The sequence below is a fragment of the Promicromonospora sp. AC04 genome (assembly GCF_003058225.1).
Taxonomy (GTDB): Bacteria; Actinomycetota; Actinomycetes; order Actinomycetales; family Cellulomonadaceae; genus Promicromonospora.
The window spans coordinates 48287-74433 of record NZ_QBUG01000002.1; the positions used below are offsets into that span (position 1 = coordinate 48287).

Consider the following 26147-nt stretch of genomic DNA (forward strand, 5'->3'; position numbering starts at 1 on the left):
GTCGGGTTTCTTCGCGCGAAGCTCGGATCGCAGGGCAGAACCGGGACGGTACATTTCAGAAAAACTGGTTGTTGCGTGGGACGTCAGTATGGCTACCCTGGGCGTCCTTGGACGGACGGCACCGGGGCCGCACCCTGCAGCAAGAACCCGCATCGGTGCGGCAGCTCGGGCGCTGCTGTCGCAGACAGGCCAGGGCATTAGGGGGCGTTGACCAGTGACTGAGAAGCGGCATGGGCACCTGCGGAACGGTGCCGAGGCAGGTAATGCCGAACCGAGCCGGCGGAAGCCGAGCGAGCACCAGGCCGGCGCAGCGTTTCTGCGCAAGGGCGGAACGGACCAGCGCCGCACAGCGGTGAGCCGGCATGCTCGCAACGCCTGGACCGGCGCCGTCGCCCTGGCGGTGACCGGCGGGGTCCTGGTCAGTGCGTCGGCGAGCGTGCCGACGTCGGGCCCGCTGGCATCGGGCTCGGTGGCGAGCACGGCATCGGGTACGACGGCGTCCCGCACGGAGGCGGGTACCGGCCAGGCATCAGTCCGGCTCGGCGGCGTGCGCCAGGACGGCCGCACCGTCCGGACCACGCCGGAGGGGGTCACGGTCGGTCAGGTGCTCGCGGTGCTGGACCGCGCCGAGCGCAAGCTACGGCAGGACCCGTCGCTCGGCCCCGGCGTCGCGCAGGCGGCGGCAGAGCTCGGGATGCTCTACACGACGTACCAGGCCCAGCAGCTCGCGCTCGCCGAGGCCGACGAGCCGCTGCGGGTCCAGAGCGCCCCGACGGCGGGCGAAGCGGGCAGCTCGGAGGTGCCAGACGCCACGGTGTCGGCCGAGCCGGTGTCGCGGTTCGTGACCGGGAACCCTGAGCGGGGCTCGGCCCGGGCGGAGGAGCCCCCGGCGGAGATCCCGGCCCCGGCCCGGGCGGCGTCCGAGACGCAGGACCGGACCGTGTCCCGGCCGCACGCCGAGGAGCAGGGACCCGGCTACGTGGCCTTCTCCGAGGTGGCCGTCGCCGCGATGCGGCTCGCGAACATGCTCGACCCGTCGTCGCCCACCGCACTGATCGAGACCCTGCCGGACGCCGGGACGTCGCTGCGCCGGAACCTGCTGGAGACCGTTGCGGCCTACGGTGACTCCACTGCCGGTTACACGAACGGCCGCATCCCCGCCGACGTGCTGTGCCCGCTGGAGTTCGCGCCGGGCCACCTGCTGCGCTGCGACGCGGCCGAGCGGCTGACGGCGCTCAGCGCCGAGTTCGAGAAGGAGTTCGGCTACCCGATCCCGCTGACGGACTCGTACCGCTCCTACGCGATGCAGGTCGCCGTCAAGGGGACCAAGCCGCACCTCGCGGCGATCCCCGGGACGTCCAACCACGGCTGGGGCCTCGCCATCGACCTGGGCGACCCCATCGCGGGCGGCAGCTCTCCCGAGTACGTCTGGCTGCGCCTGCACGGCCCCGACTACGGCTGGGACAACCCGTCATGGGCGCAGCTCGGCGGCGCGAAGCCCGAGCCGTGGCACTTCGAGTTCTTCGCGGCCGGGTCCATCCCGAACCGCGCCATCGACCCGTCCGACGTCGGCACCTGGGCGCCTGCGACGCCGACGAGCCCGATCGACCCCGCGAGCCCGGACTTCCTGCCCGCCGCCGGACGGACGCCGGCCGAAACCGATCCGGGGACCAGCGGCGCGGACGGCGGCTCGAAGCCGGTCGACGAGCCCTCGGCCCCCGCCAAGCCGGCGCCGGCCAAGCCCGTGCCCGCGCCCGAGGACGACGAACCGGCCGAGCCCGCACCGGCCGACCCGCCCGCGGAGAACCCGGGATCCGACGACGACCCCGTCGACGCCGCTGTGGACGACACCGTGCAGGCGGTGGACGACACGCTGGACGGAACCGTTGACGCGGTCGACGGGGTCGTCAGCGGAGTTGTCGGGGGCCTGCTCGGCGCCGACAGCACCGGCAAGGACAGCGCCAACGAGGGCTGAGCACAGCGCCGACCAGGGCCGAGCCGACATGGGCTGAGCACAGCGCCGACCAGGGCCGAGCCGAACCAGCTCGGCGGTTCAGCCCTGGTCGAGGCCCAGCAGGTCGTCCTCGGTCTCGCGGCGCACCAGCACGCGCGAGGCGCCGTCGGACACCGCGACCACCGGCGGGCGGGGCAGCATGTTGTAGTTCGACGCCATGGAACGCCCGTAGGCGCCCGTCGCGGCGACGGCGAGCAGGTCGCCCGCGCGGACGTCGGCCGGGAGCTGCACCTCGTGCACCACTATGTCGCCGGACTCGCAGTGCTTGCCCACCACGCGCGCCAGCACGGTCTCGGCCGCGGACGCCCGGCCCACGACCTCCGCGTGGTACGCCGCCCCGTACAGGGCGGGGCGGATGTTGTCGCTCATGCCGCCGTCGACCGACACGTAGGTGCGCATGAAGTCCGCGCCGCCGTCGGCCGAGACCGTTACCGGCTTGACCGTGCCGACGGTGTAGAGCGTGAGACCTGCGGGGCCAACGATCGCCCGGCCCGGCTCGATCGAGAACCGCGGCAGGCTCGTGCCCAGCTCCTGGCACACGCCGGCCACCGACTGCGCGATGTCCTTCGCCACCCGCTCCGGGTCGAGCGCGACCTCGCCCGGCAGGTAGGCGATGCCGTAGCCGCCGCCGAGGTCGACCTCGTCGACCAGCACGCCCGACCGCTCGGCCAGGTCGGCGCGCAGGCGCAGCACCACGCGTGCGGCGGCCTCGAACCCGTCCGGGTCGAGGATCTGCGAGCCGATGTGCGAGTGAATGCCGAGCAGCCGCAGCTCGGGGTGCTTCAGCACCTCCAGCAGCGCGACCATCGCGGGGCTCTCGCTCGGCCGGCCTGCACTACCCACCGCGTTGACCGACAGCCCGAACTTCTGGTCCTCGTGGGCCGTCGCGATGTACTCGTGCCCGCCCGCGTGCACACCAGTGGTCACCCGGACCATCACCGGCGCCACGACTCCGCGCTGTGCCGCGAGGCGCGCGACCCGCTCGATCTCGACCAGCGAGTCCACAATGATCCGGCCCACCCCGGCATCCAGGGCGCGCAGGATCTCGGCGTCGGACTTGTTGTTGCCGTGCAGGCCGATCTCCGCGCCCGGTACCTCGGCGCGCAGCGCGACAGCGAGCTCGCCGCTGGATGCCGTGTCGACCCGCAGCCCCTCCTCGCGCGCCCAGCGCGCGACGGCCACGGTGAGCAGCGCCTTGCCGGCGTAGTACACGTCCACTCCCGCGCCGACCGCGCCGAACGCCGCCTCGAACGCCGTGCGGTAGGCGTGGGCGCGCATGCGGAAGTCGGCCTCGTCCAGCACGTACGCGGGCGTGCCGTGCTCGGCTGCGAGGTCGCGGACGTCGACGCCCGCGACAGCCACCGCGCCGTCGGGCAGCCGCCCGACGCCCGTGGACCAGGGCGCGCCCGTCACATCCGCTCCGGTGCGCTCACGCCCAGCAGGTCCAGGCCGTTGGCGAGGACCGTGCGGACGGCGTCGTTCAGCCACAGGCGGGCGCGGTGCTCGTCCGTGACCTCCTCGTCCGGGTACGGGGTGACGCGCAGCTTCTCGTCGTCGTTGTACCAGGCGTGGAAGTCGCCGGCGAGGGCCTCGAGGTAACGGGCCACGCGGTGCGGCTCGCGCAGCTCGGCGGCCTGGGCCACGATCCGCGGGAACTCGGTGAGGCGCCCGATCAGCGCCGTCTCCGACGCGTGCGACAGGTGCGCGGGCTCGAACCCGTCCGCCCGGCGCACACCACGCTCGGCCGCCACGTTCCCGATCGAGACCGTGCGGCTGTGCGCGTACTGCACGTAGAAGACGGGGTTGTCGTTGGACTGCTTGATCATGTCCTCGCCCTGCAGCTCCAGCGGCGTGTCCGCGGGATAGCGGGCCAGCGAGTAGCGGACGGCGTCCCTGCCGATCCAGTCGACCAGGTCGCGCAGCTCGATGATGTTGCCCGCGCGCTTGGACAGCTTGGCGCCGCCGACGTTGACGAGCTGGCCGATCAGCACCTCGATGTTCGTCTCCGGATCGTCCCCGGCGCAGGCCGCGATGGCCTTGAGGCGGTTGACGTACCCGTGGTGATCCGCGCCCAGCAGGTAGATCTTGCCGGGGAACCCGCGGTCCTTCTTGGACAGGTAGTACGCGGCGTCGGAGGCGAAGTACGTGGGCTCGCCGTTCGCCCGGACCATCACGCGGTCCTTGTCGTCCGTGAAGTCCGTGGTGCGCAGCCAGACCGCACCCTCCTGGTCGAACACGTGCCCCTGCTCCCGCAGGCGGGCCACTGCCTTCTCGACGGCGCCAGAATTGTGCAGGTCGCGCTCCGAGAACCAGACGTCGAAGTGCACGCCGAAGTTCTCCAGCACCTCGCGGATCTCCGCGAGCTGGTGCGCGTAGCCGGCCTCGCGGGCGACGGCGACGGCCTCGTCGCGCGGCAGCTCGGGCAGGTCCGGGCGGTCGGCGAGGACCTTGGCCGCGAGCTCCTTGACGTACTCGCCGCGGTAGCCGCCCTCGGGCACCTCGCCGCCCGTGGCGCGCGCCAGCACGGACTCGCCGAAGCGGTCCATCTGCGCGCCGGCGTCGTTGATGTAGTACTCGGCGGCCACCTCGGCGCCTGCGGCACGGAGGATGCGCCCCAGCGAGTCGCCCAGCGCCGCCCACCGGGTGTGCCCGATGTGCAGCGGCCCGGTCGGGTTGGCGCTGATGAACTCCAGGTTGATCACCTGGCCGGTCAGGGCCTCACCCCGGCCGTACGCGGCGCCCGCCTCCACGATCGTGCGCGCCAGCTCGCCCGCCGCGGCGGCGTCGAGCGTGATGTTGAGGAAGCCCGGGCCGGCCACGCTCACGGACTTGATGCCCGGCGTCGCGCCCAGGCGCGCGGCCAGGTCCTCCGCCAGCGCGCGCGGCGTCGTGCCCGCCTTCTTCGCGAGCTGCAGGGCCACGTTCGTGGCCCAGTCCCCGTGCTCTCGCTGCCGGGGTCGCTCCACGTGGACCGACGCCGGGACGGCGTCGGCGGGCAGGGCGAGTGTGCCGTCGGCAACAGCCGCGGCAAGGGCAGCGCTCAGCGCTTCAGAGAGCTCTGTGGGGGTCACGGATCGATTCTACGGGCGAGCGCCGACACGAGGCCCACGCTTTCCACAGGCCGGGAACGTGATGTCCGACGCCGGCCGATCCACCTGGGTGCACCGGCCGGCGTCGCGCAGAGGTCAGGACGCGGTCAGATCGGATGCGTCCAGCGACGCGAGGATCTGCCACCACCGTTCCTCGGTCGCTCCCGAACCTTCGTACCGGACCTCGAACGCCTTGCGCCCGTCGGCCGTCAGGTGGAAGGTGGCGCGCCCCAGGAAGGTCGGCTCGCCGGTCTCGGTGCTGGTCTCGACGGTCACGGTCCCACGCGCTGTGCCGGGCGGCTCGTACCGGTACCCGTTCTCATTGAGGTCGATGGGCTGGTCGTGCGCCTCCACATCCCAGAGGGTGATCGACAGGTCCTCCCAGGAGTCAGTGGAGTCGGTGGTCCAGATCCCCCACGTCCCTTCCGCGCTCTTCAGCTCCTCCGGCAACCGCACGCGGAGACCTTCGAATGTGACCGGCTCCCAGCCCGACGGCGGGTCCTGCAGCAACGGGTCCGCGGGATCCAGGTCGTCGTAGGCAGCAGCCCCGTCCTTCGACGCCGCGGTGAAGCCGAGGCTGCCGAGGGTCGCGGCGAGGTCGTCGTCAAGGTCCCGGGCACCGGGGCGGCCGAAGAGGTTCACGGTGTAGCTCCGACCGCCGGCTCGACGCACCTCGATGTAGGCCTGGTACTCGCCGTCGAAACGCTCGATCCGGACCTGCGACACGTCGGAGTCCGCCAGCTCGAAGCGGTAGTAGTCCGGAAGGCCCTCGCCGAGCTCGGCGTACTCGGCGGCCATCTGGGCGTTGTCGAGGTACATCAGATGGTCGGTCAGCTCCATCTGGAGCTCCACCTTGCCGTCCGGCCGTTTGAGGACCAGCGTGTCGCCTGGGTTCTCCTCTACTCCGGGAGCGCCCACGGCCTCCCAGTCCCCAGGGACCGCGTACTCCAGACCGTGGAACTCCGCCTGCCGCCATGACGCAGGCACGTCACGCGCCTCGAGGAGCGGCAGGTCCTCCTGGGGGATCATGGGCAGCGTCTCGGGTTCGTACTCCGGGTCGATCCGGACCGTCTCGACGAGCCGCTCGAAGGTGTCCTGCGGCGTGGCGTCATCCGTCAGGCTCGTGGTCAGGCGAACCACCGTTCCGTCGCCGAGCTGGACGTCCAGCTCGCCCACGAAGTCGCCGTCTCCCGTCCCCCGCTCCCAGAATCCCGGGACGGAAACGTCCCCCGCCAGGTACCAGGACCAGCGCGCGGCCACGGCTCCGGGTACGTCGACCTCGGTCACCGGGTTACCGACCAGCTCGCCGGCGAGCGGCGCGTCCTCCGCAGGCGCCACGGCTACCCACGAGGGCGCATGCGCGACCTGATCCATGTCCTGCTCATCCGGGATCACCGGGTCGAGTCCCCACATCGGGTCCCCCGTGATGGTGAACTCCTCGTAGCCGTCCGGCACCTCGAAGACCAGGCCGTCCGAGCGAACCTCGGCCGAGGCGTCGCGCACCCACGGCAGAAGCGCCGGAAGCAACGGTCGCTCGGCAAACCAGGCCGCCCCTGCCGTGCCCAGGGCCGCCAGCACGATGACCACAGCGCCCCCGATCACACCTCGACGCGCACGCTCGTGGCGGATCGCCCGCCGTGCCATCGCCTCACCATCGATCCCGTCCAAAGGCCCGACCTGACCCGCGGCGTCGTGGATCAGCTTCACCAGGGTGTCGCTCTGTTCCTTCATCGCTGCGCCTCCTTCCGCGAGGTCGTGTCGTTCGTCGCCGTCGCTGATCGTGGGTCTCCCTTGCCAAGGACCTCCCGCAGCCGATCGAGGCCGCGCGACGCGCCCGACTTCACGGCGCCCACGGAGATCCCCAGGTCCTCGGCCGTCTGCTTCTCCGTGCGGTCCAGCAGGTACCGCAGGACGACGATGCGCCGCTGCCCTGTCGGGAGCTGTCGTAGTGCCCGTACCAGTTCATCGCGGTCGACGACGTGCTGCGTGCCGTCCGATGCGGAACCCGGGCGAAGGTCTGCCGGGGCCACCAGCACGTCACGCTTGGTCCGCCGCCAGGTGTCGATCCGGGCGGTAGCGATCACCTTCCGGGCGTAGGCGAACGGATCGCCGTCGCCCACCCTGTTCCAGGCCCGGTACGTCCGTTCCAGCGCGAGCTGCACCAGGTCCGCGGCCCGGTGCACGTCGCCGCACAGCAGATAGGCGATGCGGGACAGCTCGGGTGATCGGTCCCTGGCGAACATCGTGAACCGCTCGGCCGGAGTGCCCGTGGTCACCACGGTGGCCCGAGGGTCGTCCAGGACCGCCGCGTCGTCACTCACCACGTCCACCACCTCGTTCGTCGTCGGCCGCGTACCCGTCCGTACGCCGCAAGGGTCGGGCTCTTCGTAGATTCACGGCACACAGACGCAGGCGACCCAGAGAAGGTTGCCTGATGGTGCGAGCAGGCGCACCAGTCGCCGTTCGTCACAGATATCGATGCACGCCCCTGGCCCGGCACCTGGTAGTCTCGTTGCGGCCGACACGGTGAGCTCCAGCTCCTGGATGTTGGCCACGCGCCTGTAGCTCAGTGGATAGAGCATCTGCCTCCGGAGCAGAAGGTCGGGGGTTCGAATCCCTTCAGGCGCACCACCCGAAAAGGGCCCCTCACCAGGCAGAACACCAGATGAGGGGCCCTTTTGCTGCCCCAGGTTCCAGGCTGTTCCACACCACAGTTGCCGTGCAAGGTGGCGCCCGACATGGCAGCGCCTCCCGTCGGGCTAATGTCGGTGAGCCGCCGTACGTTCGACGGCATGACTCTGGCGGCGCACCGGGCGCGCGGGGAGAAGAGGGGAACGTAGATGGCTCTCGGGACTTACTACTTCGTCGTCGAGGGAACCGGCGACGACAAGTACCTCACCCAGGTCAAGGGCCCCGGAACCTTCGCGGAGACGGGCACGAGGGTTCTGCGGGTCGTGCTGTCCCAAGGGGTCACGCACCTGATCAACTCCGGCGGGACCGGGTTCGAGGAAGTCCAGTACGGAGTCCTGTTGATCCGATCCTCGGCGGAGGGACCGGTGTTGCGGACCTACGGCGATTGGCTTCTCTCGGAGCGAGTGCCGTTTGATGGCCGGTAGCAGGGCAAAGGTCGTGATCGTGTAGCCCTTGGCGGAGCACTGTTCCCCGCGTCCGCCCGCCGGGTCGTAGAGTCCGCTTCGCCATGGACACAGCACTGGACCTCACGGTTCCCGTCATCATCGGCGGCACGATCGCCGCGCTCCTCATGGGTCTGGCCAAGACCGGGCTGCCTCCCCTGGGCGCGTTCGGCGCTGCCGTCATCGCCTCGGTGCTTCCGCCCGTCCAGGCCGCGGGGGTCGCGCTGCCGCTGCTGATCGTCGGCGACCTCGTCGCCGTCAGCGCGTACGGCCGCAACGTGCGGTGGCACATCCTGCGGGGCCTGATCCCCAGCGTCGCCCTGGGGATCGCTGTCGGCTTCGCCGCCCTGCGCTGGGCTCCCCCGGACGTCAGCGCCCGGATCGTCGGGGCGCTGCTCCTCCTCGCCGGCCTTGGCGACCTGGTGCGGCAGCTCGCGGCCCGCCGGAGCCGACGCCGCCCACCAGCAGACCCACCACCCGGCGGCAGCCCGCCGTCCGGCTCAGCAACCGGTCCGGTGAGCAGTCCCGCAAGCGGTCCAACGGCCGGCGCAGCCGAGAGACCCGTGCCCGACGGCGGCGTCGTCCCCACCCCCACCCGCCTACGCGACCGGATCGCACGAACCGCCCTCGGCGCCACCGCCGGCGTCTCGACAATGATCGCGAACGCGGGCGGTCCACCGATGAGCCTGTACCTGCTCCGGACCGGCGTCTCACGGGCCGGCCTGCTCGGCACCGTCGCGCTCTTCTTCCTCACCGTGAACGTCGCCAAGCTGCCGTTCAGCACGGGCCTGGGGCTCGTCTCCGCCGACTCGCTCCACGTGTCCCTCGTGCTCCTGCCCGGCATGGTCGCGGGCCTGCTGCTCGGCCGTCTCGTCGCGCACCGCATCTCGGGCCCGGTGTTCAGCACGGTCGTGCTGATCGCCACGGCCGCGGCAGGCGCGCGACTCCTCCTGGCCTGACGCGCCAGGTCCATACACGAGCTGACCGAGGTTCAGCAGGTCAGGACGAGCCGTAGTCGGGCCCATTACGGCCGTCCGCAGCCTGCTGAACCTCGATCAGCGGACGGCGGGGGACCCGCCACCTGCGGCGACACTCCGCCGCTCGCACGCGGGCTACCGGTGACATCCCAAGTGCCGATAGTGTCCCGGTATGCCCGACGAGTCCGTGGACTTCTACCCGTCCCGTGCGCACGTCCTCACGCTCGCCCTCGCCACCCTCGCGCTGGTTGTGCTCTGCGCGGTCGCCGCGCGACTCGGTTTCGACGTCGCGCAGACCAGCGGCTCACCGCTCGCGCTGTTCGCCGTGTCCGCGAGCGCGATCGGGGTCCTGGTCTTCACCGGCCTGGGGCTCATCGTGGTGCGCCGCCTGCTGCTCCCGACCTGGCCCGTCCTCACGCTCGACGACGACGGCCTCACCGACTGGCTGCCTAACCTCGGCGTCGAGCAGGTGCTGTGGTCCGAGGTCACCGGCGTCCGCGAGACCCGGCTGGCCTTCCGGCGCGTGCTCGCCGTGGACGTCGCGGACCCGAGGGCGGTCGTCGGCCGGCAGCGGACGTTCGTCCGGCGCATCGCCGCGTCGGTGAACTCGCTCCTGGTCGGGACGCCGGTGGTGCTCAAGCCGGGGAGCATCGACAGCCGCCCGGAGGAGCTCTCGGCGGCGTTGAGCGAGTTCGTGGCCGGTCGCCCGTCCCGCACGAAGCCGGTTGCGTAGACTTCTAGGACCATCCGCCGAGAATCATCTGCCGAGCACGCGTGCGAGCAGGGCAAGGGACCTCTCATGAGCGACGATCGCTTCGACGAGCCTGCCGCGGCCGACGCCGACCGCGGCTACGCCGACTTCGAGTTCGAGCGCCGGTTCTTCGTGCGCGACCTCCCGGCCGAGCTCCGGGACGCGCCCGCCCTCATCGTCCAGTCCTACTTCCTGGCCGACGACGGCTACGCCCTCCGCGTCCGCGTCCAGGCCGGTGACATCGACGCCGACCTGACCGCCGACACCGATCCCGCCGAGCTCCTCCGGGCGCACATCCCGGACATCGACTTCGCCGCCGTCACCGTGAAGGGACCGGCCGTCGGCGGCACCCGTTACGAGGCGGAGCGCGAGCTGGACCCGCGCGTCGGCGTCGAGCTGGTCCGCCGCGGCGGCGCCCCCATCGTCAAGATCCGGTACGCCGCGTGGCTCGGGGCAGACGGCTGGTCGATCGACGTCTTCGGCGGCGCCAACCATCCGCTCGTGGTGGCCGAGTGCGAGCGCTCCGGCCCGGTCACGAGCCTGCAGATCCCGGACTTCTGCGTCACCGAGATCACCGACGACCGCCGGTTCTCCAACGAGTCGCTCGCCATGGAGCCGTACAGCGCGTGGGCGCCGTCGTTCGCCGCGGAGCTCGCGAGCGACGGGCCGATGTTCCGCCAGGACTTCGGGCCGAACACCCACCTACGCCTCTGAGCGGAACCTCAAGCCGGGCGACGCACTACCCGTGCCACTCGCCCTTCTCGACGACGCCCGACACGAACTCCCAGTGCCACGGCTCGTACTTGCTGCCGCCGAGCTGCGCCCACGAGGGGTTCTGCCAGCCGTAGGACGGCGCGTTGGCCCAGAGCCACGAGTAGACGTCGCTGTCGCCGGTCTCCTTGGTGCAGAGGTCGATCGCGAGGCCCCAGCCGTGCATGGACGTTCCCGGCGAGGCGGCGTACCAGCCGCGCGACGCCTGGATCGCGTACTGGGCGTCCAAGGTGCGGTAGCTCGCGACGAGACACATCTCACGGCCGAACGACGCACGGAACGCCTCGTTGAGCGCGCTGAGCGACATCGCGGCGTCGGGCCGCAGGTACTCCCCCGCCTGCCACAGCTCGCACAGCGAGTGGTCCGCGAGCGCGCCGTTCGTCCCGTCGACGGGGGCGTTGACGTCGCAGTTCGGCAGCGGGCTGCGGTCGAGGGAACGGCTCGCGGCCGACTCGGGCCGCGTGATCGCCTCGGCACGCACCACCGACGCGGAGGCCGCGGGCCGCTCGACGGGCTGCGTCACGAGGTCCAGCACGGTCGGCCCGGTCGGCGGCGCCTCGACGTCGAACGGGGACTCGCCCGGCTGGTCCGCTGCCTGCACGAGCGGCGCCGCGATGGTCGCGGCGGCCAGCGTGCCGATCACCGTTGCCCGGGAGATGAAGCGCTGCCCGGCGGGCACCGAGGAGGTCGGCCTGGAGCTCTTGGACACGCTGGGAGTGACTCCGGTGACCAGCCGGTCGAACGACGTCGTCCTCCGCGCCGCCTGCATGCGCATTGCCTGAGTGTGCTGCTCCGCCTCACGCCGCGCGCGGCGCGTCGTGAGGGCGGGCTGCGTACTCGTTACAGCCGTGGACTCCACAGGTCCTCCGTTGTCAGGTGTCCGCGGCCCCTCGCGGTATGTCTGCACGAGACACTAACCGGGGTCGGCTGACCTGCCAACCCCGGTCTGTGGATTACCAGCGCCTGGTAAACAAATGCCCGATCAACGGCGCTGCATGGCGTCGCGCACCTCGCCCACGAGCTCCTCCAGGATGTCCTCGAGGAAGACGACGCCGAGGAGCTCGCCCGCCGCACCATCTGCCGCCGGGCCCTCGACCCGCGCCAGGTGCGACCCCGAGCGCTGCATGACGCGCAGGGCGTCCTCGACCTCGTCGTCCGGCGCGACGGCGGCCAGCGCGCGCACGCGCCAGACCGCCACCGGCTCGAACCGAGCGGGGCCCGTCGCGTACAGGACGTCCTTGAGGTGCAGGTACCCGACCAGCTCGTCGCCCTCGGGCCGGCGCGTCACGACGGGGAACCGGCTGAAGCCGTGCTTCGACACGAGCCGTTCGACGTCGTCGGGCGTGCTGGTCTCGTCGAGGGCCACCAGGTCGTCGACCGGCACCATGACGTCGCCCGCCGTGCGGTTGGAGAACTCGATGGCACCGGTCAGGAGGCCCTGCTCGTCCCGCAGCACGCCCTCGGCCTGGGAGTGCTCCACGATGGACTGGACCTCCTCGGCGGTGAACGCCGAGTTGACCTCGTCCTTGGGCTCCACGCCCGCGAGCCGCACCGCGTGGTTCGCGATCCAGTTCAGGGCGACGATGACGGGCCGCAGCACGCGGCCGAGGAACACCAGCGGGGGCCCGAACCACATGACCGCCCTGTCCGGACCGGACACCGCCAGGTTCTTCGGCACCATCTCGCCGAGCACCACGTGCAGGTACACGACGAGGGACAGCGCGATGACCAGCGCGATCGGGTGGGTGAGGTCCTCGCTCACGCCCATGCTGTGCAGCGGCCCCTCGAGGAGGCTCGCGATGGCGGGCTCCGCCACGATGCCCAGACCCGTGGAACAGACGGTCACGCCCAGCTGCGCGCAGGCGAGCATGAGCGAGACGTGCTCCATCGCCCACAGGACGGTGACGGCGCGCCGGTCACCGGCCGCGGCGAGCGGCTCGATGGCGCTGCGGCGCGCCGAGATGACGGCGAACTCCGCGCCGACGAAGAACGCGTTCCCCGCGAGCAGCACGAGGCCGATGACGAGTGCGGTGGTCGTGCTCATCGGCTCGCCCCCTTCTCGGAACCTGCCCGGTCGGCGCCGGCCGCACCGCCGTCGGGCAGCGGCCGGACCCGGATGCGCTCGACGCGGCGGCCGTCCATGGCCTCCACGCGCAGTCTGACGCGCCCGGGCCGGCCCTGGCCGGGCGGGTGTCCCACGGTGACCTCGTCGCCGACGGCGGGCATGCGGCCCAGCTCGGCCATCACGAGGCCGCCGAGCGTCTCGTAAGCGGCGCCCTCCGGGACCTCGATCCCGGTGTACTCGTCGAGCTCGTCGGGGCGGAACACGCCCGGCACGATCCACGACCCGTCTGCGGCGCGGGCGGCGCCCGCACGCCGGGGGTCGTGCTCGTCGGCGACGTCGCCCACGAGCTCCTCGACGACGTCCTCCAGCGTAACGACGCCGGAGGTGCCGCCGTACTCGTCGACGACGACGGCCATCTGCAGCCCGAACCCGCGCAGCTCCACGAGCAGCGGGCCGAGCCGCACCGTCTCGGGGACACGCGGCGCGCCCACCATGAGGGCGGCCGCCGGCACCTCGCCGCGCCGGTCGTGCGGCACGCCGACGGCCCGCCGCAGGTGCACCAGGCCGACGATGTCGTCCCGGTCCTCCCCGATCACGGGGAACCGCGAGTGGCCGGTGCGCCGGGCGAGCGCGACGACGTCGTCCGCCGTCGCGTCCCGGTCCACCACTGACATGCGCAGGCGGTCGGTCATGACGTCGCGCGCGCTGAGCGTGTCCAGCTCGATCGAGTTGGTCAGCAGGGTCGCCACGGACTCCTCGAGCGTGCCCTCCTCGGCCGAGCGGCGCACCAGCGAGGCGAGCTCGGACGCGGACCGCGCCCCGGACAGCTCCTCCCGCGGCTCGACGCCCAGGCGGCGCAGCAGCGCGTTGGCCGAGCCGTTGAGCACCGCGATCAGCGGCTTGAACGCCATGGTGAACACTCGCTGGACCGGCACCACGAGGCGCGCGGTGGCCAGGGGCGCCGAGAGCGCGAAGTTCTTGGGGATCAGCTCGCCGCACACCATGGAGAAGACGTTCACCAGGACGACCGCCAGCACCCCCGCGAGCCCCGCGGAGACGGCGGTCGGCACGGATGCCGCGCCGAACGCGGCCGACAGCAGGGAGTTCAGCGCGGGCTGGGCGGTGTAGCCGAGCAGGATCGTGGTCAGCGTGATGCCGACCTGGGCGGAGCTCAGCTCCGTCGAGAGGTGGCGCAGCGCGGTGCGCACGCTGCGGTCCCGCAGACCCTGACCCAACGCGGGCCGGGCAGCGTGCGTGGACCGCGAGTCGGACGGGGAAGAAGGCTGGGAAGAAGACCTGGTCCGGCCGGGTCTGTCTCCCTCCGAGTCGTCGGAGTCGCCGAGCACGGCGGGGTCGATGGTGACGAGGGAGAACTCCCCGGCCACGAAGACAGCAGTACCTGCTGTGAGGAGAACGCCGACGGCGACCATGATCCAGTCACCGGTCATCTCGCGCTCCGGAGGGCACTCTGGGGGGCCAGTATCTTCCAGGGTTTTCGGTCGGGATATCGCTCGATCATCGTGGGTTAGATCGTAGCGGGAACACCGCGCCGGGCAACGTACCGAGCGCCTCTTGGTCCGACTCTCAGGCTGGCTTCAGTGTCTTATCAGGCAGGTGCGGGCATGATTGACCTATGTCATCTGGTATTCCCCAGCCGTCTGGGGCCCCGCAGCAGCCCGGCCCGGCGTCTGCCGCAGCCTCGACCGGTCAGCAGAGCGCGACCGTTCTCGTGGTGGAGGACGAGCCAACGATCGCCACCGCGATCGCCCAGCGGCTGTCCGCCGAGGGCTGGCGCGTCGAAGTAGCACGCGACGGCCTCTCCGGCGTCGACGCCGCGTCCCGGCTGCGCCCTGACCTCGTGGTGCTCGACGTGATGCTGCCCGGCATCGACGGGCTCGAGGTCACACGCCGCATCCAGGCCGACCATCCGGTCCCGATCCTCATGCTCACCGCGCGTGACGACGAGACCGACATGCTGGTCGGTCTTGGCGTCGGCGCCGACGACTACATGACCAAGCCGTTCTCCATGCGCGAGCTGGTGGCCCGCATCAAGGCCCTGCTGCGCCGCGTCGACCGCGCGGCCCAGGCCGCCGCGACCACCCCCGCGGACCCGCCCATGACCATGGGCGACGTCACGGTGGACCGCGCCCAGCGCCGTGTCTACCGCGGGGGCGAGGAGGTCCACCTGACCCCCACGGAGTTCGAGCTGCTGGTCATGCTCGCCGGCTCCCCCAAGACCGTGCTCACGCGCGAGCGCCTGCTCGCCGAGGTCTGGGACTGGGCGGACGCCAGCGGCACGCGCACCGTCGACTCCCACATCAAGGCGCTGCGCCGCAAGCTCGGCCCCGACCTGATCCGTACGGTGCACGGCGTCGGGTACGCGTTCGAGCCGCCGGCGAACCAGTAGCTCAGGAGTTCCGATGAGACCGCACGTGCCCCGCGTCCCCGACGTGCGGCCGCTCGACCCCCTGCGTTCCCTCAAGATCAAGCTCGGCGTGCTGGTGGCGGCGACCGTGACGGCCGCAGTGCTCATCACCTGGCTCGGCCTCCAGGCCTCCCTGGGGCCGAGCCGCACGTTCCCCCTGGCGATCATCCTGTCGCTGCTGGTCACCCAGGTCCTGGCCCGCGGCATGACGTCGCCGCTGCGGGAGATCACCGAGGCCGTCCAGGCGATGGCCGACGGCGACTACACGCGCCGAGTGCGCGCGACGAGCAGCGACGAGGTGGGGCAGCTCGCGCACGCGTTCAACCGCATGGCCGAGGACCTGGCCTCGGTCGAGCAGACCCGTCGCGACCTGATCGCCAACGTGTCGCACGAGCTGCGAACGCCCGTCGCCGCGCTCCAGGCGCAGCTGGAGAACATGGTCGACGGCGTCGTGCAGCCCACCCCGGCCGCGCTGGAGCAGGCGCACGCGCAGACCGAGCGCCTGACCCGGCTCGTCACCTACCTGCTGGACCTCTCTCGGATCGAGGCGGGCGCCTCGGCGCTGAACGTCGGCGAGATCGCCGTGGGCGACTTCCTCGAGGACTGCGCGGAGGACCTCCAGATGGTCGACGCCGCGAAGGACCTGCACTACGTCGTCGACGTCACGCCGGAGGACCTCGTGATCGAGGGCGACGCCGAACGCCTGCACCAGGTGGTCATCAACCTGCTGCAGAACGCGATCCGGCACTCGCCGCCGGGCGGCGTCGTCCGCCTGGACGCCTACCCCGTCGACGGCACGGAGGGGGCCGACGTCGTGCTCGAGGTCAGTGACGAGGGGCCCGGCATCGCCGTCGCCGACCGGGACCGGATCTTCCAGCGGTTCGTCCGCGGCACCGGACCCACTACCGCCCCGCGCGGCGACGCGAGCAGGAGCGATACCGGCCGGAGCGATACCGGCCGGAGCGGCTGGGGCAGCCGAGGCAGGGGCGACAAGGTCAGGACCGCGACCTCGGGCGAGACGGTCGTCGACACGATGGACGACACGACGGGCAGTACCGTCGGATCGAGCGGCGGGACCGGGATCGGACTCGCGATCGTCCGCTGGGCGGTCGAGCTGCACGGCGGGCACGTCCAGGTGGTCGACTCGGAACAGGGCGCGACGATGCGGGTCACCCTCCCCGCGCGGGCGCACCCGGCACCGGGTGTCACGACGACGCACACGGTGTGATCAGGTGCTGCGACCCGGCGCAACGAGCCGGCATGGGCGGGCCGGCGCCCGCGCGAAACCGAGGAGCCTAGTGGCGCGGGCGGTCAAAGCGTGAGACGGAGTCGCGTGATTTCTGTCACAGACGCCAAAGATTGTCCGTCCGGCGACAAACCCCGTAACGCCGCGTTGGCGACTTCGAGGCCGAACGTTGCCCCCTTTTTGCTCTGGGTGCGAGAAACATGACGAACCATCTTCCTTGGCCCCGCGACACCCCGCGGCGCCCGCGCGAACCCGCCCACCAAGGAGCGGGAAGGGCCTACCCTTGGAGGGTCCGAAAACATTCGGGCTGCGCGTGCCGCGGCAATGTGGCGCGCGACGAACGCAACTGTGGTGAAGGTGGGCGATCCGCGCGTGTCAGCTAATGCTGGTTCAGAGTCGATCAGCGTGGCGAGCTCGTCATTCGGAGCCAACGAATGGCTTGTGGACGAGCTCTACCAGCAGTATCTGAAGGACAAGAACGCGGTGGACCCCGCGTGGTGGGACTTCTTCGCCGACTACACACCGGGCGAGAACGGTTCCACCAAGGACGGCGCTTCGACAGCCGCCCCGACTCCGGCCTCCTCGACACCGACCGCCGCGGCTCCTGCCGCGCCCACGGCGTCCGCCCCCACCGCTCCTGCTGCCGCACCGGTAGCGGCCACACCGGCGACGGCGCCGGCGGCGCCCGCCCAGCAGGCCGCCACCCCGGTGACGGGCGGCACCGCCGCCGCGGAGGCCGAGCAGCCGGTGCGGGAGAAGGCCCTGCCTGCCGACCCGAAGGTCAACCCGGCCAGCCCGATCGCCACCCCGCCCACCACGCACTACGCGGACACGTTCGAGCGCCCCATTGCGCACCCGGACGCCGTCGACGACATCCAGAAGCTGCGCGGCCCCGCCGCGCGCGTGGTCACGAACATGGAGGCCTCGCTCGAGGTCCCCACCGCCACCTCGGTGCGCGCCGTGCCCGCCAAGCTGATGGTCGACAACCGCATAGTCATCAACAACCACCTCAAGCGCGGCCGCGGCGGCAAGATCTCGTTCACGCACCTCATCGGCTTCGCGCTGGTCGAGGCGCTGGCGGACATGCCCGTCATGAACGCCCACTACGAGCCGGTCGACGGCAAGCCGGGCGTGAACCAGCCGGCGCACGTGGGCTTCGGCCTCGCGATCGACCTGGCCAAGCCGGACGGCTCGCGCCAGCTCCTGGTGCCGAGCATCAAGAAGGCCGAGGAGCTCGACTTCGCCGAGTTCTGGGCGGCCTACGAGGAGCTGGTCCGCAAGGCCCGCGGCAACAAGCTCGCCGTGCCCGACTTCCAGGGCACCACGATCTCGCTGACCAACCCGGGTGGCATCGGCACCGTGCACTCGGTGCCCCGCCTCATGCAGGGCCAGGGCACCATCATCGGCGTCGGCGCCATGGACTACCCGGCGGAGTTCGCCGGCGCGTCCGAGGAACAGCTCGCCAAGATGGGCATCTCGAAGGTCATGACGATCACGTCGACCTACGACCACCGCATCATCCAGGGCGCCCAGTCCGGCGAGTTCCTGAAGATCATCGCGGGGAAGCTGCTCGGCCTGGACGGCTTCTACGACCGCGTCTTCGCGGCGCTGCGCGTCCCGTACGAGCCCGTCCGCTGGGTGCGCGACAACACCGTCGACGCCGACGTCGAGGCCGCCAAGCCGGCCAAGATCGCCGAGGTCATCCAGTCCTACCGCTCGCGCGGCCACCTCATGGCGGACACCGACCCGCTCGCCTACCGCCAGCGCAAGCACCCCGACCTGGACATCCAGAACCACGGCCTCACGCTGTGGGACCTGGACCGCACGTTCCCGACGGCGGGCTTCGGCCCCAAGCCGAAGGCGACGCTGCGCGACGTCCTGGGCCTGCTGCGCGACTCGTACTGCCGCACCATCGGCATCGAGTACATGCACATCGCGGACCCGGCGCAGCGCAAGTGGCTCCAGGAGCGCCTGGAGGCGGGCTACGCCAAGACGCCGCGTGAGGACCAGCTGCGCATCCTGCGCCGGCTCAACTCCGCCGAGGCGTTCGAGACGTTCCTGCAGACCAAGTTCGTCGGCCAGAAGCGCTTCTCGCTGGAGGGCGGCGAGTCCCTGATCCCGCTGCTCGACGCGATCCTGTCGCGCGCCGCCGAGGGCGGCCTCGACGAGGTCGGCATCGGCATGGCCCACCGCGGCCGCCTCAACGTGCTGGCGAACATCGCGGGCAAGAGCTACGGCCAGATCTTCAAGGAGTTCGAGGGCCAGCTCGACCCGAAGAGCGTTCAGGGCTCGGGCGACGTCAAGTACCACCTCGGCACCGAGGGCACGTTCACCTCCGAGTCCGGCGCCACGACGCGCGTCTACCTCGCGGCCAACCCGTCGCACCTGGAGGCCGTGGACCCGGTGCTCGAGGGCATCGTCCGCGCCAAGCAGGACCGCATCGACCTCGGCGGTGACGGCTTCTCCGTGCTGCCGATCCTCGTGCACGGCGACGCGGCCTTCGCCGGCCAGGGCGTGGTCCCCGAGGTGCTGAACCTGTCGCAGCTGCGCGGCTACCGCACCGGCGGCACCATCCACGTGGTCGTCAACAACCAGGTGGGCTTCACCACCGGCCCGACGGCGTCGCGGTCGACCACCTACGCGACGGACGTCGCCAAGGGCTACCAGGTCCCCGTGATGCACGTGAACGGCGACGACCCCGAGGCCGTCGTGCGGACCGCCGAGCTCGCCTTCGCGTTCCGCGAGCAGTTCGGCCAGGACGTCATCATCGACCTCATCTGCTACCGCCGCCGCGGGCACAACGAGGGCGACGACCCGTCGATGACGCAGCCGCTCATGTACAACCTCATCGAGACCAAGCGCTCGGTGCGCAAGCTCTACACCGAGAACCTGGTCGCACGCGGTGACATCACCGTGGAGGAGGCCGAGCACGCGCTGCAGGACTACCAGTCGCAGCTCGAGCGGGTCTTCACCGAGACCAAGTCCGGCTTCACCCCCGCCCCGCAGACGGAGCACCTCGCCGGCTTGGAGCGCCCCGAGTCCCAGCGCCAGGACGCGGGCACCATGGTTGGCTGGCAGACGGCGATCTCCCACGACGCCCTGCAGCGGGTCGGCGACGCGCACGTCACGCCGCCGGAGGGCTTCACGATCCACCCGAAGCTCGCCCAGCTGCTCGAGAAGCGCCAGCTCATGGCGAAGGACGGCGGCATCGACTGGGGCTTCGGTGAGCTCGTGGCTTTCGGCTCGCTCCTCATCGAGGGCACCCCGGTGCGCCTCGCCGGGCAGGACTCCCGCCGTGGCACGTTCGTCCAGCGGCACGCGGTGCTCCACGACCGGGAGACCGGCGCCGAGTGGACCCCGCTGCTGTACCTCTCGGGCGACCAGGCCAAGTTCTGGGTCTACGACTCCTCGCTGTCGGAGTACGCGGCACTCGGCTTCGAGTACGGCTACTCGGTGGAGCGCCCGGACGCCCTGGTGCTCTGGGAGGCGCAGTTCGGCGACTTCGTCAACGGCGCCCAGACGGTGATCGACGAGTTCATCTCGTCGGCCGAGCAGAAGTGGGGCCAGTCGTCGTCGGTGGTCATGCTGCTGCCGCACGGCTACGAGGGCCAGGGACCGGACCACTCGTCCGCCCGCATCGAGCGGTTCCTGCAGCTGGGCGCCGAGAACAACATCACTATCGCGCAGCCGTCCACGCCGGCGTCGTACTTCCACCTGCTGCGTCGCCAGGCGTACGCCCGGCCGCGCCGTCCGCTCGTGGTGTTCACGCCGAAGCAGCTGCTGCGCCTCAAGGCGGCGGCGTCCGCGGTGGAGGACTTCACCGCGGGCACGTTCCAGGAGGTCATCCCGGACGCGACGGCGGTCCCCGCCAAGGTCGACCGCGTGCTCCTGTGCACCGGCCGCGTGTACTACGACCTCCTCGCCGAGCGCACCAAGCGCGGCGACGAGGGCGTGGCCATCGTCCGCCTGGAGCAGCTCTACCCGTTCCCGGAGGCGCAGCTTCGCGCGGAGCTCGCCAAGTACGGCGACGCCGAGGTGGTCTGGGTGCAGGACGAGCCGCAGAACCAGGGTGCGTGGGGCTTCATCCACCTCGCCCTGCCGCTGGACTTCCCGTACGTCAAGGTGGTCTCCCGCCCGGCGTCGGCATCGACGGCCGCGGGCACCGCGAAGGCGCACCAGGCGCAGCAGAAGACGCTCGTGGAGCAGGCCTTCACCCGCTGACCCTTACGCCGAGATAGAACTGGGGCCGGAGCGCTGATCAGCGCTCCGGCCCCAGTTCTTTCTCGCCACAGCTCTACCTCGGCGGGATGAGCTCACCACTTGTCGTGGACGTGCTCCTTGATGCTCTCCTCGTAGATCTCCCGCACGCCCGACATGAACAGCGGGCCCAGCGTCGCGGCGGAGCCCGCGGCGGCGTTGGCCCGGGCCTGCTCCACGTTGCGCGCGCCCGGGATCACTGACGAGACGCCCGGCCGCTGCCACGCCCAGGCGATCGCCGCCTGGGCCGGGGTGAGGGTGTCGCCGACGAGGTCCCTGGCCAGCTCGGTGAACCGGGCCGCGGCCTCGAGCCCCACCTCGTAGGGCACGCCGGAGAACGTCTCGCCGACGTCGAACGCGGCGCCGTCGCGGTTGAAGCTGCGGTGGTCGTTCTCCGCGAACACCGTCTCCTTCGTGTACTTGCCGGAGAGCAGGCCGGAGGCGAGCGGCACGCGCGCGATGATGCCGACGCCCGCCGCCGAGGCCGCGGGCAGCACCTCCTCGAGCGGCTTGAGCCGGAACGCGTTCAGGATGATCTGCACGGAGGCTACGTTCGGGCGCGCGATGGCCTCCAGGGCCTCCGACGTCGTCTCGACGCTCACGCCGTACGCGGCGATGACGCCGTCGGACACGAGCTCGTCCAGCGCGTCGTACACGGCGTCCGTGGAGTAGACGGCAGTGGGCGGGCAGTGCAGCTGGACCAGGTCCAGCCGGTCGACGCCGAGGTTCCGCCGGGACCGGTCGGTCCACTCGCGGAAGTTCTCCAGCACGTAGTTCTCCGGCACCTGGTCCATGCGCCGGCCCATCTTCGTGGCGACGGTGATCCCGGCTTCGGGGTGGTTCTTGAGGAACGCACCGATCAGCTGCTCGCTGCGGCCGTCGCCATAGACGTCCGCCGTGTCGAAGAAGGTCACCCCGGCCTCGAGGGAGGCCCCGAGAACGGCGTGGGCGTCGCCCTCGCTGACCTCACCCCAGTCAGCGCCGAGCTGCCAGGTCCCCAGGCCCACCGCCGATACGAGCCGACCAGTCCGTCCGAGTACCTGCTGTTCCATCGTTCCTCCTACTGCTGGGGCGGGCAGACTTGCCCGCGCGGACCCGCCTTCAGGTCCAGTTCGTAGCGGGCTGCTTCGCACTGTGTGCAACCCGGCCCTCTAGTCTGCTGTCTCACGCTACGTGGCGCAGGCGTTATTTGCCCTACGGTTACCGTGTGAGTGTGACGACAGAAATTCCTCCGGTTGCTGCCGCAAGGCCCCATCCTTCCGGGGACCAGTTCCGCATCAGCCACGAAGGCCCTGGCCAGGAGAGACACCGAGCGACCGTTACCCAGGTGGGTGCGGCGCTGCGAGAGTACTCGGTGGACGGGCGCGATGTCGTGGTGCCCTTCGACGTCGACGAGATCAGTCCCGTGTTCAACTGCGCGGTCCTGATCCCCTGGCCCAACCGGCTCCGCGACGGCGCCTACGAGTTCGCCGGCGTGACCCATCAGCTGCCCGTGACGGAGCCGGCGCGCAACACAGCGCTGCACGGCCTCGCGGCGTGGGAGCGCTGGTCGGTGGTGGAGCACACGGGCTCCGCCGTCACGCTCGAGCTCGAGCTCGTGGCCCGGCCCGGCTATCCGTTCCAGCTGGTCGCGCAGATGCGCTACGCCCTGTCCGACGCCGGGCTCGAGGTCACCCTCGACGTCACCAACGTGGGGCCGAGCACCGCGCCCTACGGGTGCGGGTTCCACCCGTGGCTGTCCACGGGCGGCGCTGACCTGGACGAGTGCACCGTGCGCCTCGACGCCGCGACCCGCGTCACGACCGACGAGCGGCTGCTGCCGACCGGCACCGAGCCGGCGTCGGGCACCTACGACCTGCGTGAGGCGCGCAGCGCGGCCGGCCTGGACCTCGACGACGCGTACGTGGACGTGGTGCGGGACGACGACGGCCTGTCCTGGGCCCACCTGACCGCCCCCGACGGCCGCACGGCCGCGGTCTGGATGGACGAGTCGCAGGATGTCTGGCAGGTCTGCACGGGCGACCACATCGCCCCGGACCGGCGTCGTATGGGCCTGGCCGCCGAGCCGATGAGCTGCGTCGCCGACGCGTTCCGCACGGGCGAACGGCTCGTGCACCTCGACCCGGGCGAGCACCACGGCGTCCGCTGGGGGATGACGCTGCTCTGACATCTGCCCCGACATCGACCCCTGACAACCTGGCCTTGATGAATCTGCATCGACACGGGAGCCTCCGCCGTCGGCGCGTTGTCGGGATCGGTTACGGTCCGTGCACCACAATGGGGAACCGGCCGTCCGCCAGGCTGCCGGGAACAGGCCGTAACAGGCAAGGAGAGTCCGTTGCAGGATCGCGAGGTGCGCATCTGCGTCGTCGGTGACGAGCTGGCCACGGGCGTCGGAGACGCCCGGGCACTCGGTTGGACCGGCCGCGTCGTCGCGCGCACCCACTTCTCCCGGCCCGCCATGCTCTTCACCCTCGCCGTCCCCGGCGAGACCAGCACGCAGCTCGGCGCCCGCTGGGAGGCGGAGACGGCCGCGCGGTTCGGGCCGGACTCGGAGACCGAGAACCGCCTGGTGGTGGCCCTGGGGCGGCACGACGTCGCCTCGGGGCTCACCGTCGCGCGCTCGCGCCTGAACCTGGCGAACATCCTGGACGTCGCGGACGCGAACCGCACGGCGGCGTTCGTCGTCGGCCCGCCTCCCGGGGCGCCCGCGGAGGGCAACCGGATCGCGGAGCTCTCCGACGCGTTCGCCGACGTCGCGAGCCGGCGCCGGGTGCCGTACGTCGACACGTACACGCCGCTGGCGCAGCACGAGCAGTGGCTGGCCGACCTGGCGCAGGGCGGGGGCACCTACCCCGGCCAGGCCGGGTACGGGCTCATGGCGTGGCTCGTGCTGCACACGGGCTGGCACAGCTGGCTTGGCCTCCCCCAGGACGAGGTGGCCTGACCCAGGACAAAGTAGGAGCGGGGCCGGAGTGCTGATCAGCACTCCGGCCCCGCTTCTCCTTCGGGGCAGTCCTACCTCGGCATCAGCCGCGGGTGATCGTTGCCGTTCCCGAGACGGTGTTGGTGGAGATGTAGGCCGCCGCGCCCGGCTCCGCGTGGTCGACGACGACGGTGCGCTGCGCGCTGGACGTCGCCTGGGCCCCGTCGATCACCACCTTGCCCGTCATGCTCCGCGCACGGAGATTGACCGGCGACCCGGCGTCGAGCTGCACCGCAGCCGAGCCCGAGACCGTCTTCGCGTTGACCAGCGGCGTGGTGCCGACGGCGGTGACGTCGACGGCGCCCGAAACGGTCTGGACGGAGACCCGGCCCAGGGCGCCCCTGAGGGACACGGCGCCCGACACCGTCGAGGCCGACGCGTCGCCGGAGTGCTCGGCGATCGAGACGGCGCCCGTGCCGGACTTCGCGGCGACGGACCCGGTGGTGCCGGTGACGGTGATGGCGCCGCCCGCGGTCTTGACGTTGACGCCCGCCTGCGCCCCGGTCACGACGACCTCGGCACCGACGGTTGCGACGTCGACCACGGACGTGGCCGGGACGGTCACCCGTACGACGGCGCTGTCCTTGTCCTTGAGGCCGCGGAAGCGGTCCACGAAGCCCTCCATGCCCGGGAAGTCGTAGGCCACCCGGAGGTTGCCGTGCTCGGCGAGGATCTGCAGCGGCCGCGTCGAGACCTCAAGGACCTCGACGACTGCGCCGGACGTGCGGTTCGGGTCGGCCACGATCTCGGCGCGGCCGTTCGTCAGTCGGACGGTCAGGGTTGTGGCGCCGTCGACCTCGATGGTCTGCGGTGCGGCCACGCTCCAGGACTCGGTGGTCATCGCTGTGCTCCGTTCATGGGGGTGTGGGTTCACTGGTGTGGGTCACTGAGTGAGTTGGTGCGATGCGGCGCGGACGTGCCGGTCGGCAGCGTCCCACGGATAGCGGCACGCGCCGAGTCGAGGACGGTACGCAGCGTGTCGAGGGTCAGCGCCGACACCGTACCGGCGACGTCGGCCTCGCGCAGGTCGGCCAGGACGTCGTTGCGGAACCGCTGCAGCACCGCCTCGGCGTCGTGCCGCAGCGAGTTGGACTGCGTGCGGTGCGGGTCCGGCGCGGTGCCCGGTCCCGGTCGCGGCCGGGAGCGGGCCTCCTGCGCCGCGGCCGCGAGCTCGGCCCGCAGGCCGCGCATCGTGTCGCGGATGTCCGCCCGGACCTCGTCCGCGAGGCTGCGCACCGTCTCGGCGACGCTGCGCTCCAGGCGCTTGACGTCGTCGAGCCGGGCGTCGATCTCGGCGTGGCCGGCCGGGGTCAGCTCGTAGGTCGCCTTGCGCCCGGCGCCGGGCGAGCCCGGCGTCTCCGGCGCACCCGGCACGGAGCGGCGCACCAGGCCCTCCTCCTCGAGCCGGGCGAGGCGCGGGTAGATCGTCCCGGCGCTGGGGCGGTAGGTACCGCCGAATCGCCGGGTGAGCTCGGTGATGAGCTCGTACCCGTGCCGCGGCCCGTCCAGGAGCAGCACCAGCAGGTACAGGCGCAGCTCACCGTGGGCAAAGACAGGTGGCATTACAGCTCCACGGGCGAGTGGTCCGCGGGCGCGGCCGGGGCGTCGTCCACGGCGTCCTGCGGCGCGCCGATGACCGTCACGTCGCCGGACACGCCGGTCACCCGAAGCTGCATGCTGCCCGGCTTCGTGGACCGCTCGCCGCCACCGGTGACCTTCGCGCCTCCGCCGCCGGTGAACTGCAGGCCGCCGATCGTCACGCGCCCGCTGACGCTCTGCACCGACACCTCGACCGCCCGCTCGTCCGGTACCCGCAGGAGCATGTTCCCGGACACCGAGTTGACCTTCACCGACCGCGGCTGGGTCACCAGGTCGAACGTCACGTCCCCGGAGACCGACGACGAGACGACGGAGTCGGCGGACCCGCTGACCACGATGTCGGCGGAGACGGTGTTGCTCGTGACGTCACCCACGTGGTCGCGGACCGTCACCTCGCCGGAGACGGTGTTCAGCTTGAGGTCGCCTGCGGTGCGGGAGACCAGCAGCGACCCGGACACGGTGGACGCGGACGCGCCCGCCGTCGTCCCCGCCAGGAGGCCCTCGCCGCGGACGGTGCCGAGCCGCACGGTGGTGCTCGCGGGCACCGCCACGTGGATGTCGGCGCGCGCCTTGCCACCGAAGTCGGCGAACCGCTTCACGAACGAGCCCCAGCCCGACAGGCCGCTCTCGTGCTCGATCACCAGGCGACCGTCCACGAGGCGCACCTCGAGGGACCGGCCCTCGACGGAGTGCACCTCCACCCGGACCACCGGCTCGTCGTGGGCCACGATGTCGAGCCGGCCGTCGACGACGTGGGCGTCGACGGTGGTCACACCGTCGAGCTCGATGGTCTGCGGACCGGTGACGGTCCAGCTGTCTGCGCTCATGGTTCC

At 71.5% G+C, this 26147-nt stretch carries 21 protein-coding genes and 1 tRNA gene; 11 read left to right on the forward strand and 11 right to left on the reverse strand.

The features are described from left to right. The first annotated feature begins 214 nt into the window (after window positions 1-214). On the forward strand, window positions 215-1975 hold the full coding sequence (locus C8K30_RS31185) for a M15 family metallopeptidase (RefSeq protein ID WP_146197365.1): 1761 nt from the start codon (window positions 215-217) through the stop codon (window positions 1973-1975). Window positions 1976-2053: 78 nt separating this feature from the next. On the opposite strand, the gene lysA is transcribed toward C8K30_RS31185, so the two are convergent. From lysA to C8K30_RS05780, 4 genes are all read right to left on the reverse strand, one after another. Further along, entirely contained in the window at window positions 2054-3427 is a 1374-nt protein-coding gene (gene lysA, locus C8K30_RS05765) for a diaminopimelate decarboxylase (RefSeq protein ID WP_108491974.1), read from the reverse strand. After that, window positions 3424-5085, reverse strand: coding sequence for an arginine--tRNA ligase (gene argS, locus C8K30_RS05770; RefSeq protein WP_108491975.1), 1662 nt, complete (start codon window positions 5083-5085; stop codon window positions 3424-3426). The genes lysA and argS overlap by 4 nt, the downstream gene beginning before the upstream one ends. A 114-nt stretch (window positions 5086-5199) precedes the next feature. Next, on the reverse strand, window positions 5200-6834 hold the full coding sequence (locus C8K30_RS05775; protein ID WP_108491976.1) for a hypothetical protein: 1635 nt from the start codon (window positions 6832-6834) through the stop codon (window positions 5200-5202). Next, window positions 6831-7427 (reverse strand): SigE family RNA polymerase sigma factor, encoded by a 597-nt coding sequence (locus tag C8K30_RS05780; protein WP_369939370.1) that lies wholly within the window; start codon window positions 7425-7427, stop codon window positions 6831-6833. The genes C8K30_RS05775 and C8K30_RS05780 overlap by 4 nt, the downstream gene beginning before the upstream one ends. A 231-nt stretch (window positions 7428-7658) precedes the next feature. On the opposite strand from C8K30_RS05780, the gene C8K30_RS05785 reads away from it, so the two are divergent. From C8K30_RS05785 to C8K30_RS05805, 5 genes are all read left to right on the forward strand, one after another. Continuing rightward, window positions 7659-7734 (forward strand) — tRNA-Arg (locus C8K30_RS05785). Window positions 7735-7943: 209 nt separating this feature from the next. Further along, entirely contained in the window at window positions 7944-8219 is a 276-nt protein-coding gene (locus tag C8K30_RS05790) for a hypothetical protein (RefSeq protein ID WP_108491977.1), read from the forward strand. 83 nt (window positions 8220-8302) lie between these two features. Continuing rightward, on the forward strand, window positions 8303-9196 hold the full coding sequence (locus tag C8K30_RS05795; protein ID WP_108491978.1) for a TSUP family transporter: 894 nt from the start codon (window positions 8303-8305) through the stop codon (window positions 9194-9196). Window positions 9197-9386: 190 nt separating this feature from the next. Continuing rightward, window positions 9387-9947: an STM3941 family protein gene (locus C8K30_RS05800; RefSeq protein WP_108491979.1), complete on the forward strand. Its 561-nt coding sequence runs from the start codon at window positions 9387-9389 to the stop codon at window positions 9945-9947. A gap of 66 nt (window positions 9948-10013) precedes the next feature. Further along, window positions 10014-10679 (forward strand): CYTH domain-containing protein, encoded by a 666-nt coding sequence (locus tag C8K30_RS05805; RefSeq protein WP_108491980.1) that lies wholly within the window; start codon window positions 10014-10016, stop codon window positions 10677-10679. Window positions 10680-10704: 25 nt separating this feature from the next. On the opposite strand, the gene C8K30_RS05810 is transcribed toward C8K30_RS05805, so the two are convergent. The 3 genes from C8K30_RS05810 to C8K30_RS05820 all read right to left on the reverse strand — a co-directional run bounded on the left by C8K30_RS05810 (window position 10705) and on the right by C8K30_RS05820 (window position 14249). Continuing rightward, complete coding sequence (locus C8K30_RS05810) at window positions 10705-11511, reverse strand: M15 family metallopeptidase (RefSeq protein WP_233257006.1); 807 nt, start codon at window positions 11509-11511, stop codon at window positions 10705-10707. Between the two features lie 207 nt (window positions 11512-11718). Then, window positions 11719-12780, reverse strand: coding sequence for a hemolysin family protein (locus C8K30_RS05815; RefSeq protein WP_108491982.1), 1062 nt, complete (start codon window positions 12778-12780; stop codon window positions 11719-11721). Then, window positions 12777-14249 (reverse strand): hemolysin family protein, encoded by a 1473-nt coding sequence (locus tag C8K30_RS05820; protein ID WP_108491983.1) that lies wholly within the window; start codon window positions 14247-14249, stop codon window positions 12777-12779. Before C8K30_RS05820 ends, C8K30_RS05815 begins: the two co-directional genes overlap by 4 nt. Before the next feature lie 281 nt (window positions 14250-14530). Between C8K30_RS05820 and C8K30_RS05825 the strand changes: the two genes are divergently transcribed. From C8K30_RS05825 to C8K30_RS05835, 3 genes are all read left to right on the forward strand, one after another. Continuing rightward, window positions 14531-15208 carry a response regulator transcription factor gene (locus tag C8K30_RS05825; RefSeq protein WP_108491984.1) on the forward strand — a complete coding sequence of 226 codons (678 nt, stop codon included), beginning with the start codon at window positions 14531-14533 and terminating at the stop codon, window positions 15206-15208. A 13-nt stretch (window positions 15209-15221) separates the two neighbouring features. Beyond that, window positions 15222-16454 (forward strand): cell wall metabolism sensor histidine kinase WalK, encoded by a 1233-nt coding sequence (locus tag C8K30_RS05830; RefSeq protein ID WP_199230368.1) that lies wholly within the window; start codon window positions 15222-15224, stop codon window positions 16452-16454. Window positions 16455-16796: 342 nt separating this feature from the next. Further along, window positions 16797-20693, forward strand: a complete 3897-nt coding sequence (locus C8K30_RS05835; RefSeq protein ID WP_233257007.1) for a multifunctional oxoglutarate decarboxylase/oxoglutarate dehydrogenase thiamine pyrophosphate-binding subunit/dihydrolipoyllysine-residue succinyltransferase subunit — start codon at window positions 16797-16799, stop codon at window positions 20691-20693. A 92-nt stretch (window positions 20694-20785) separates the two neighbouring features. On the opposite strand, the gene C8K30_RS05840 is transcribed toward C8K30_RS05835, so the two are convergent. Continuing rightward, a complete protein-coding gene (locus C8K30_RS05840) occupies window positions 20786-21781 on the reverse strand; it encodes an aldo/keto reductase (protein WP_108491986.1) in 996 nt (331 codons plus the stop codon). A 161-nt stretch (window positions 21782-21942) separates the two neighbouring features. Here C8K30_RS05840 and C8K30_RS05845 point away from each other — a divergent pair, with 161 nt between their 5' ends. After that, window positions 21943-22896 carry an aldose 1-epimerase family protein gene (locus C8K30_RS05845; RefSeq protein ID WP_255415711.1) on the forward strand — a complete coding sequence of 318 codons (954 nt, stop codon included), beginning with the start codon at window positions 21943-21945 and terminating at the stop codon, window positions 22894-22896. A 171-nt stretch (window positions 22897-23067) separates the two neighbouring features. Further along, a complete protein-coding gene (locus C8K30_RS05850) occupies window positions 23068-23676 on the forward strand; it encodes a GDSL-type esterase/lipase family protein (RefSeq protein ID WP_233257009.1) in 609 nt (202 codons plus the stop codon). Between the two features lie 82 nt (window positions 23677-23758). On the opposite strand, the gene C8K30_RS05855 is transcribed toward C8K30_RS05850, so the two are convergent. Genes C8K30_RS05855 through C8K30_RS05865 form a run of 3 tightly spaced genes read right to left on the reverse strand, consistent with a single transcriptional unit; the run spans window position 23759 to window position 26141 of the window. Beyond that, entirely contained in the window at window positions 23759-24556 is a 798-nt protein-coding gene (locus tag C8K30_RS05855) for a hypothetical protein (RefSeq protein WP_108491987.1), read from the reverse strand. A gap of 29 nt (window positions 24557-24585) precedes the next feature. After that, window positions 24586-25278: a PadR family transcriptional regulator gene (locus tag C8K30_RS05860; protein ID WP_108491988.1), complete on the reverse strand. Its 693-nt coding sequence runs from the start codon at window positions 25276-25278 to the stop codon at window positions 24586-24588. Further along, on the reverse strand, window positions 25278-26141 hold the full coding sequence (locus C8K30_RS05865) for a DUF4097 family beta strand repeat-containing protein (RefSeq protein ID WP_108491989.1): 864 nt from the start codon (window positions 26139-26141) through the stop codon (window positions 25278-25280). The genes C8K30_RS05860 and C8K30_RS05865 overlap by 1 nt, the downstream gene beginning before the upstream one ends. Window positions 26142-26147 lie beyond the last annotated feature (6 nt).

Coding starts and splice junctions, on each gene's coding strand:
- C8K30_RS05820 (WP_108491983.1), bottom strand. CDS start 14,249: ATGACCGGTGACTGGATCATGGTCGCCGTCGGCGTTCTCCTCACAGCA.
- C8K30_RS05815 (WP_108491982.1), bottom strand. CDS start 12,780: ATGAGCACGACCACCGCACTCGTCATCGGCCTCGTGCTGCTCGCGGGG.
- C8K30_RS05835 (WP_233257007.1), top strand. CDS start 16,797: ATGTGGCGCGCGACGAACGCAACTGTGGTGAAGGTGGGCGATCCGCGC.
- C8K30_RS05860 (WP_108491988.1), bottom strand. CDS start 25,278: ATGCCACCTGTCTTTGCCCACGGTGAGCTGCGCCTGTACCTGCTGGTG.
- C8K30_RS05775 (WP_108491976.1), bottom strand. CDS start 6,834: ATGAAGGAACAGAGCGACACCCTGGTGAAGCTGATCCACGACGCCGCG.
- C8K30_RS05795 (WP_108491978.1), top strand. CDS start 8,303: ATGGACACAGCACTGGACCTCACGGTTCCCGTCATCATCGGCGGCACG.
- C8K30_RS05855 (WP_108491987.1), bottom strand. CDS start 24,556: ATGACCACCGAGTCCTGGAGCGTGGCCGCACCGCAGACCATCGAGGTC.
- C8K30_RS05865 (WP_108491989.1), bottom strand. CDS start 26,141: ATGAGCGCAGACAGCTGGACCGTCACCGGTCCGCAGACCATCGAGCTC.
- C8K30_RS05805 (WP_108491980.1), top strand. CDS start 10,014: ATGAGCGACGATCGCTTCGACGAGCCTGCCGCGGCCGACGCCGACCGC.
- C8K30_RS05840 (WP_108491986.1), bottom strand. CDS start 21,781: ATGGAACAGCAGGTACTCGGACGGACTGGTCGGCTCGTATCGGCGGTG.
- C8K30_RS05830 (WP_199230368.1), top strand. CDS start 15,222: ATGAGACCGCACGTGCCCCGCGTCCCCGACGTGCGGCCGCTCGACCCC.
- C8K30_RS05790 (WP_108491977.1), top strand. CDS start 7,944: ATGGCTCTCGGGACTTACTACTTCGTCGTCGAGGGAACCGGCGACGAC.
- C8K30_RS05800 (WP_108491979.1), top strand. CDS start 9,387: ATGCCCGACGAGTCCGTGGACTTCTACCCGTCCCGTGCGCACGTCCTC.
- C8K30_RS05810 (WP_233257006.1), bottom strand. CDS start 11,511: ATGCGCATGCAGGCGGCGCGGAGGACGACGTCGTTCGACCGGCTGGTC.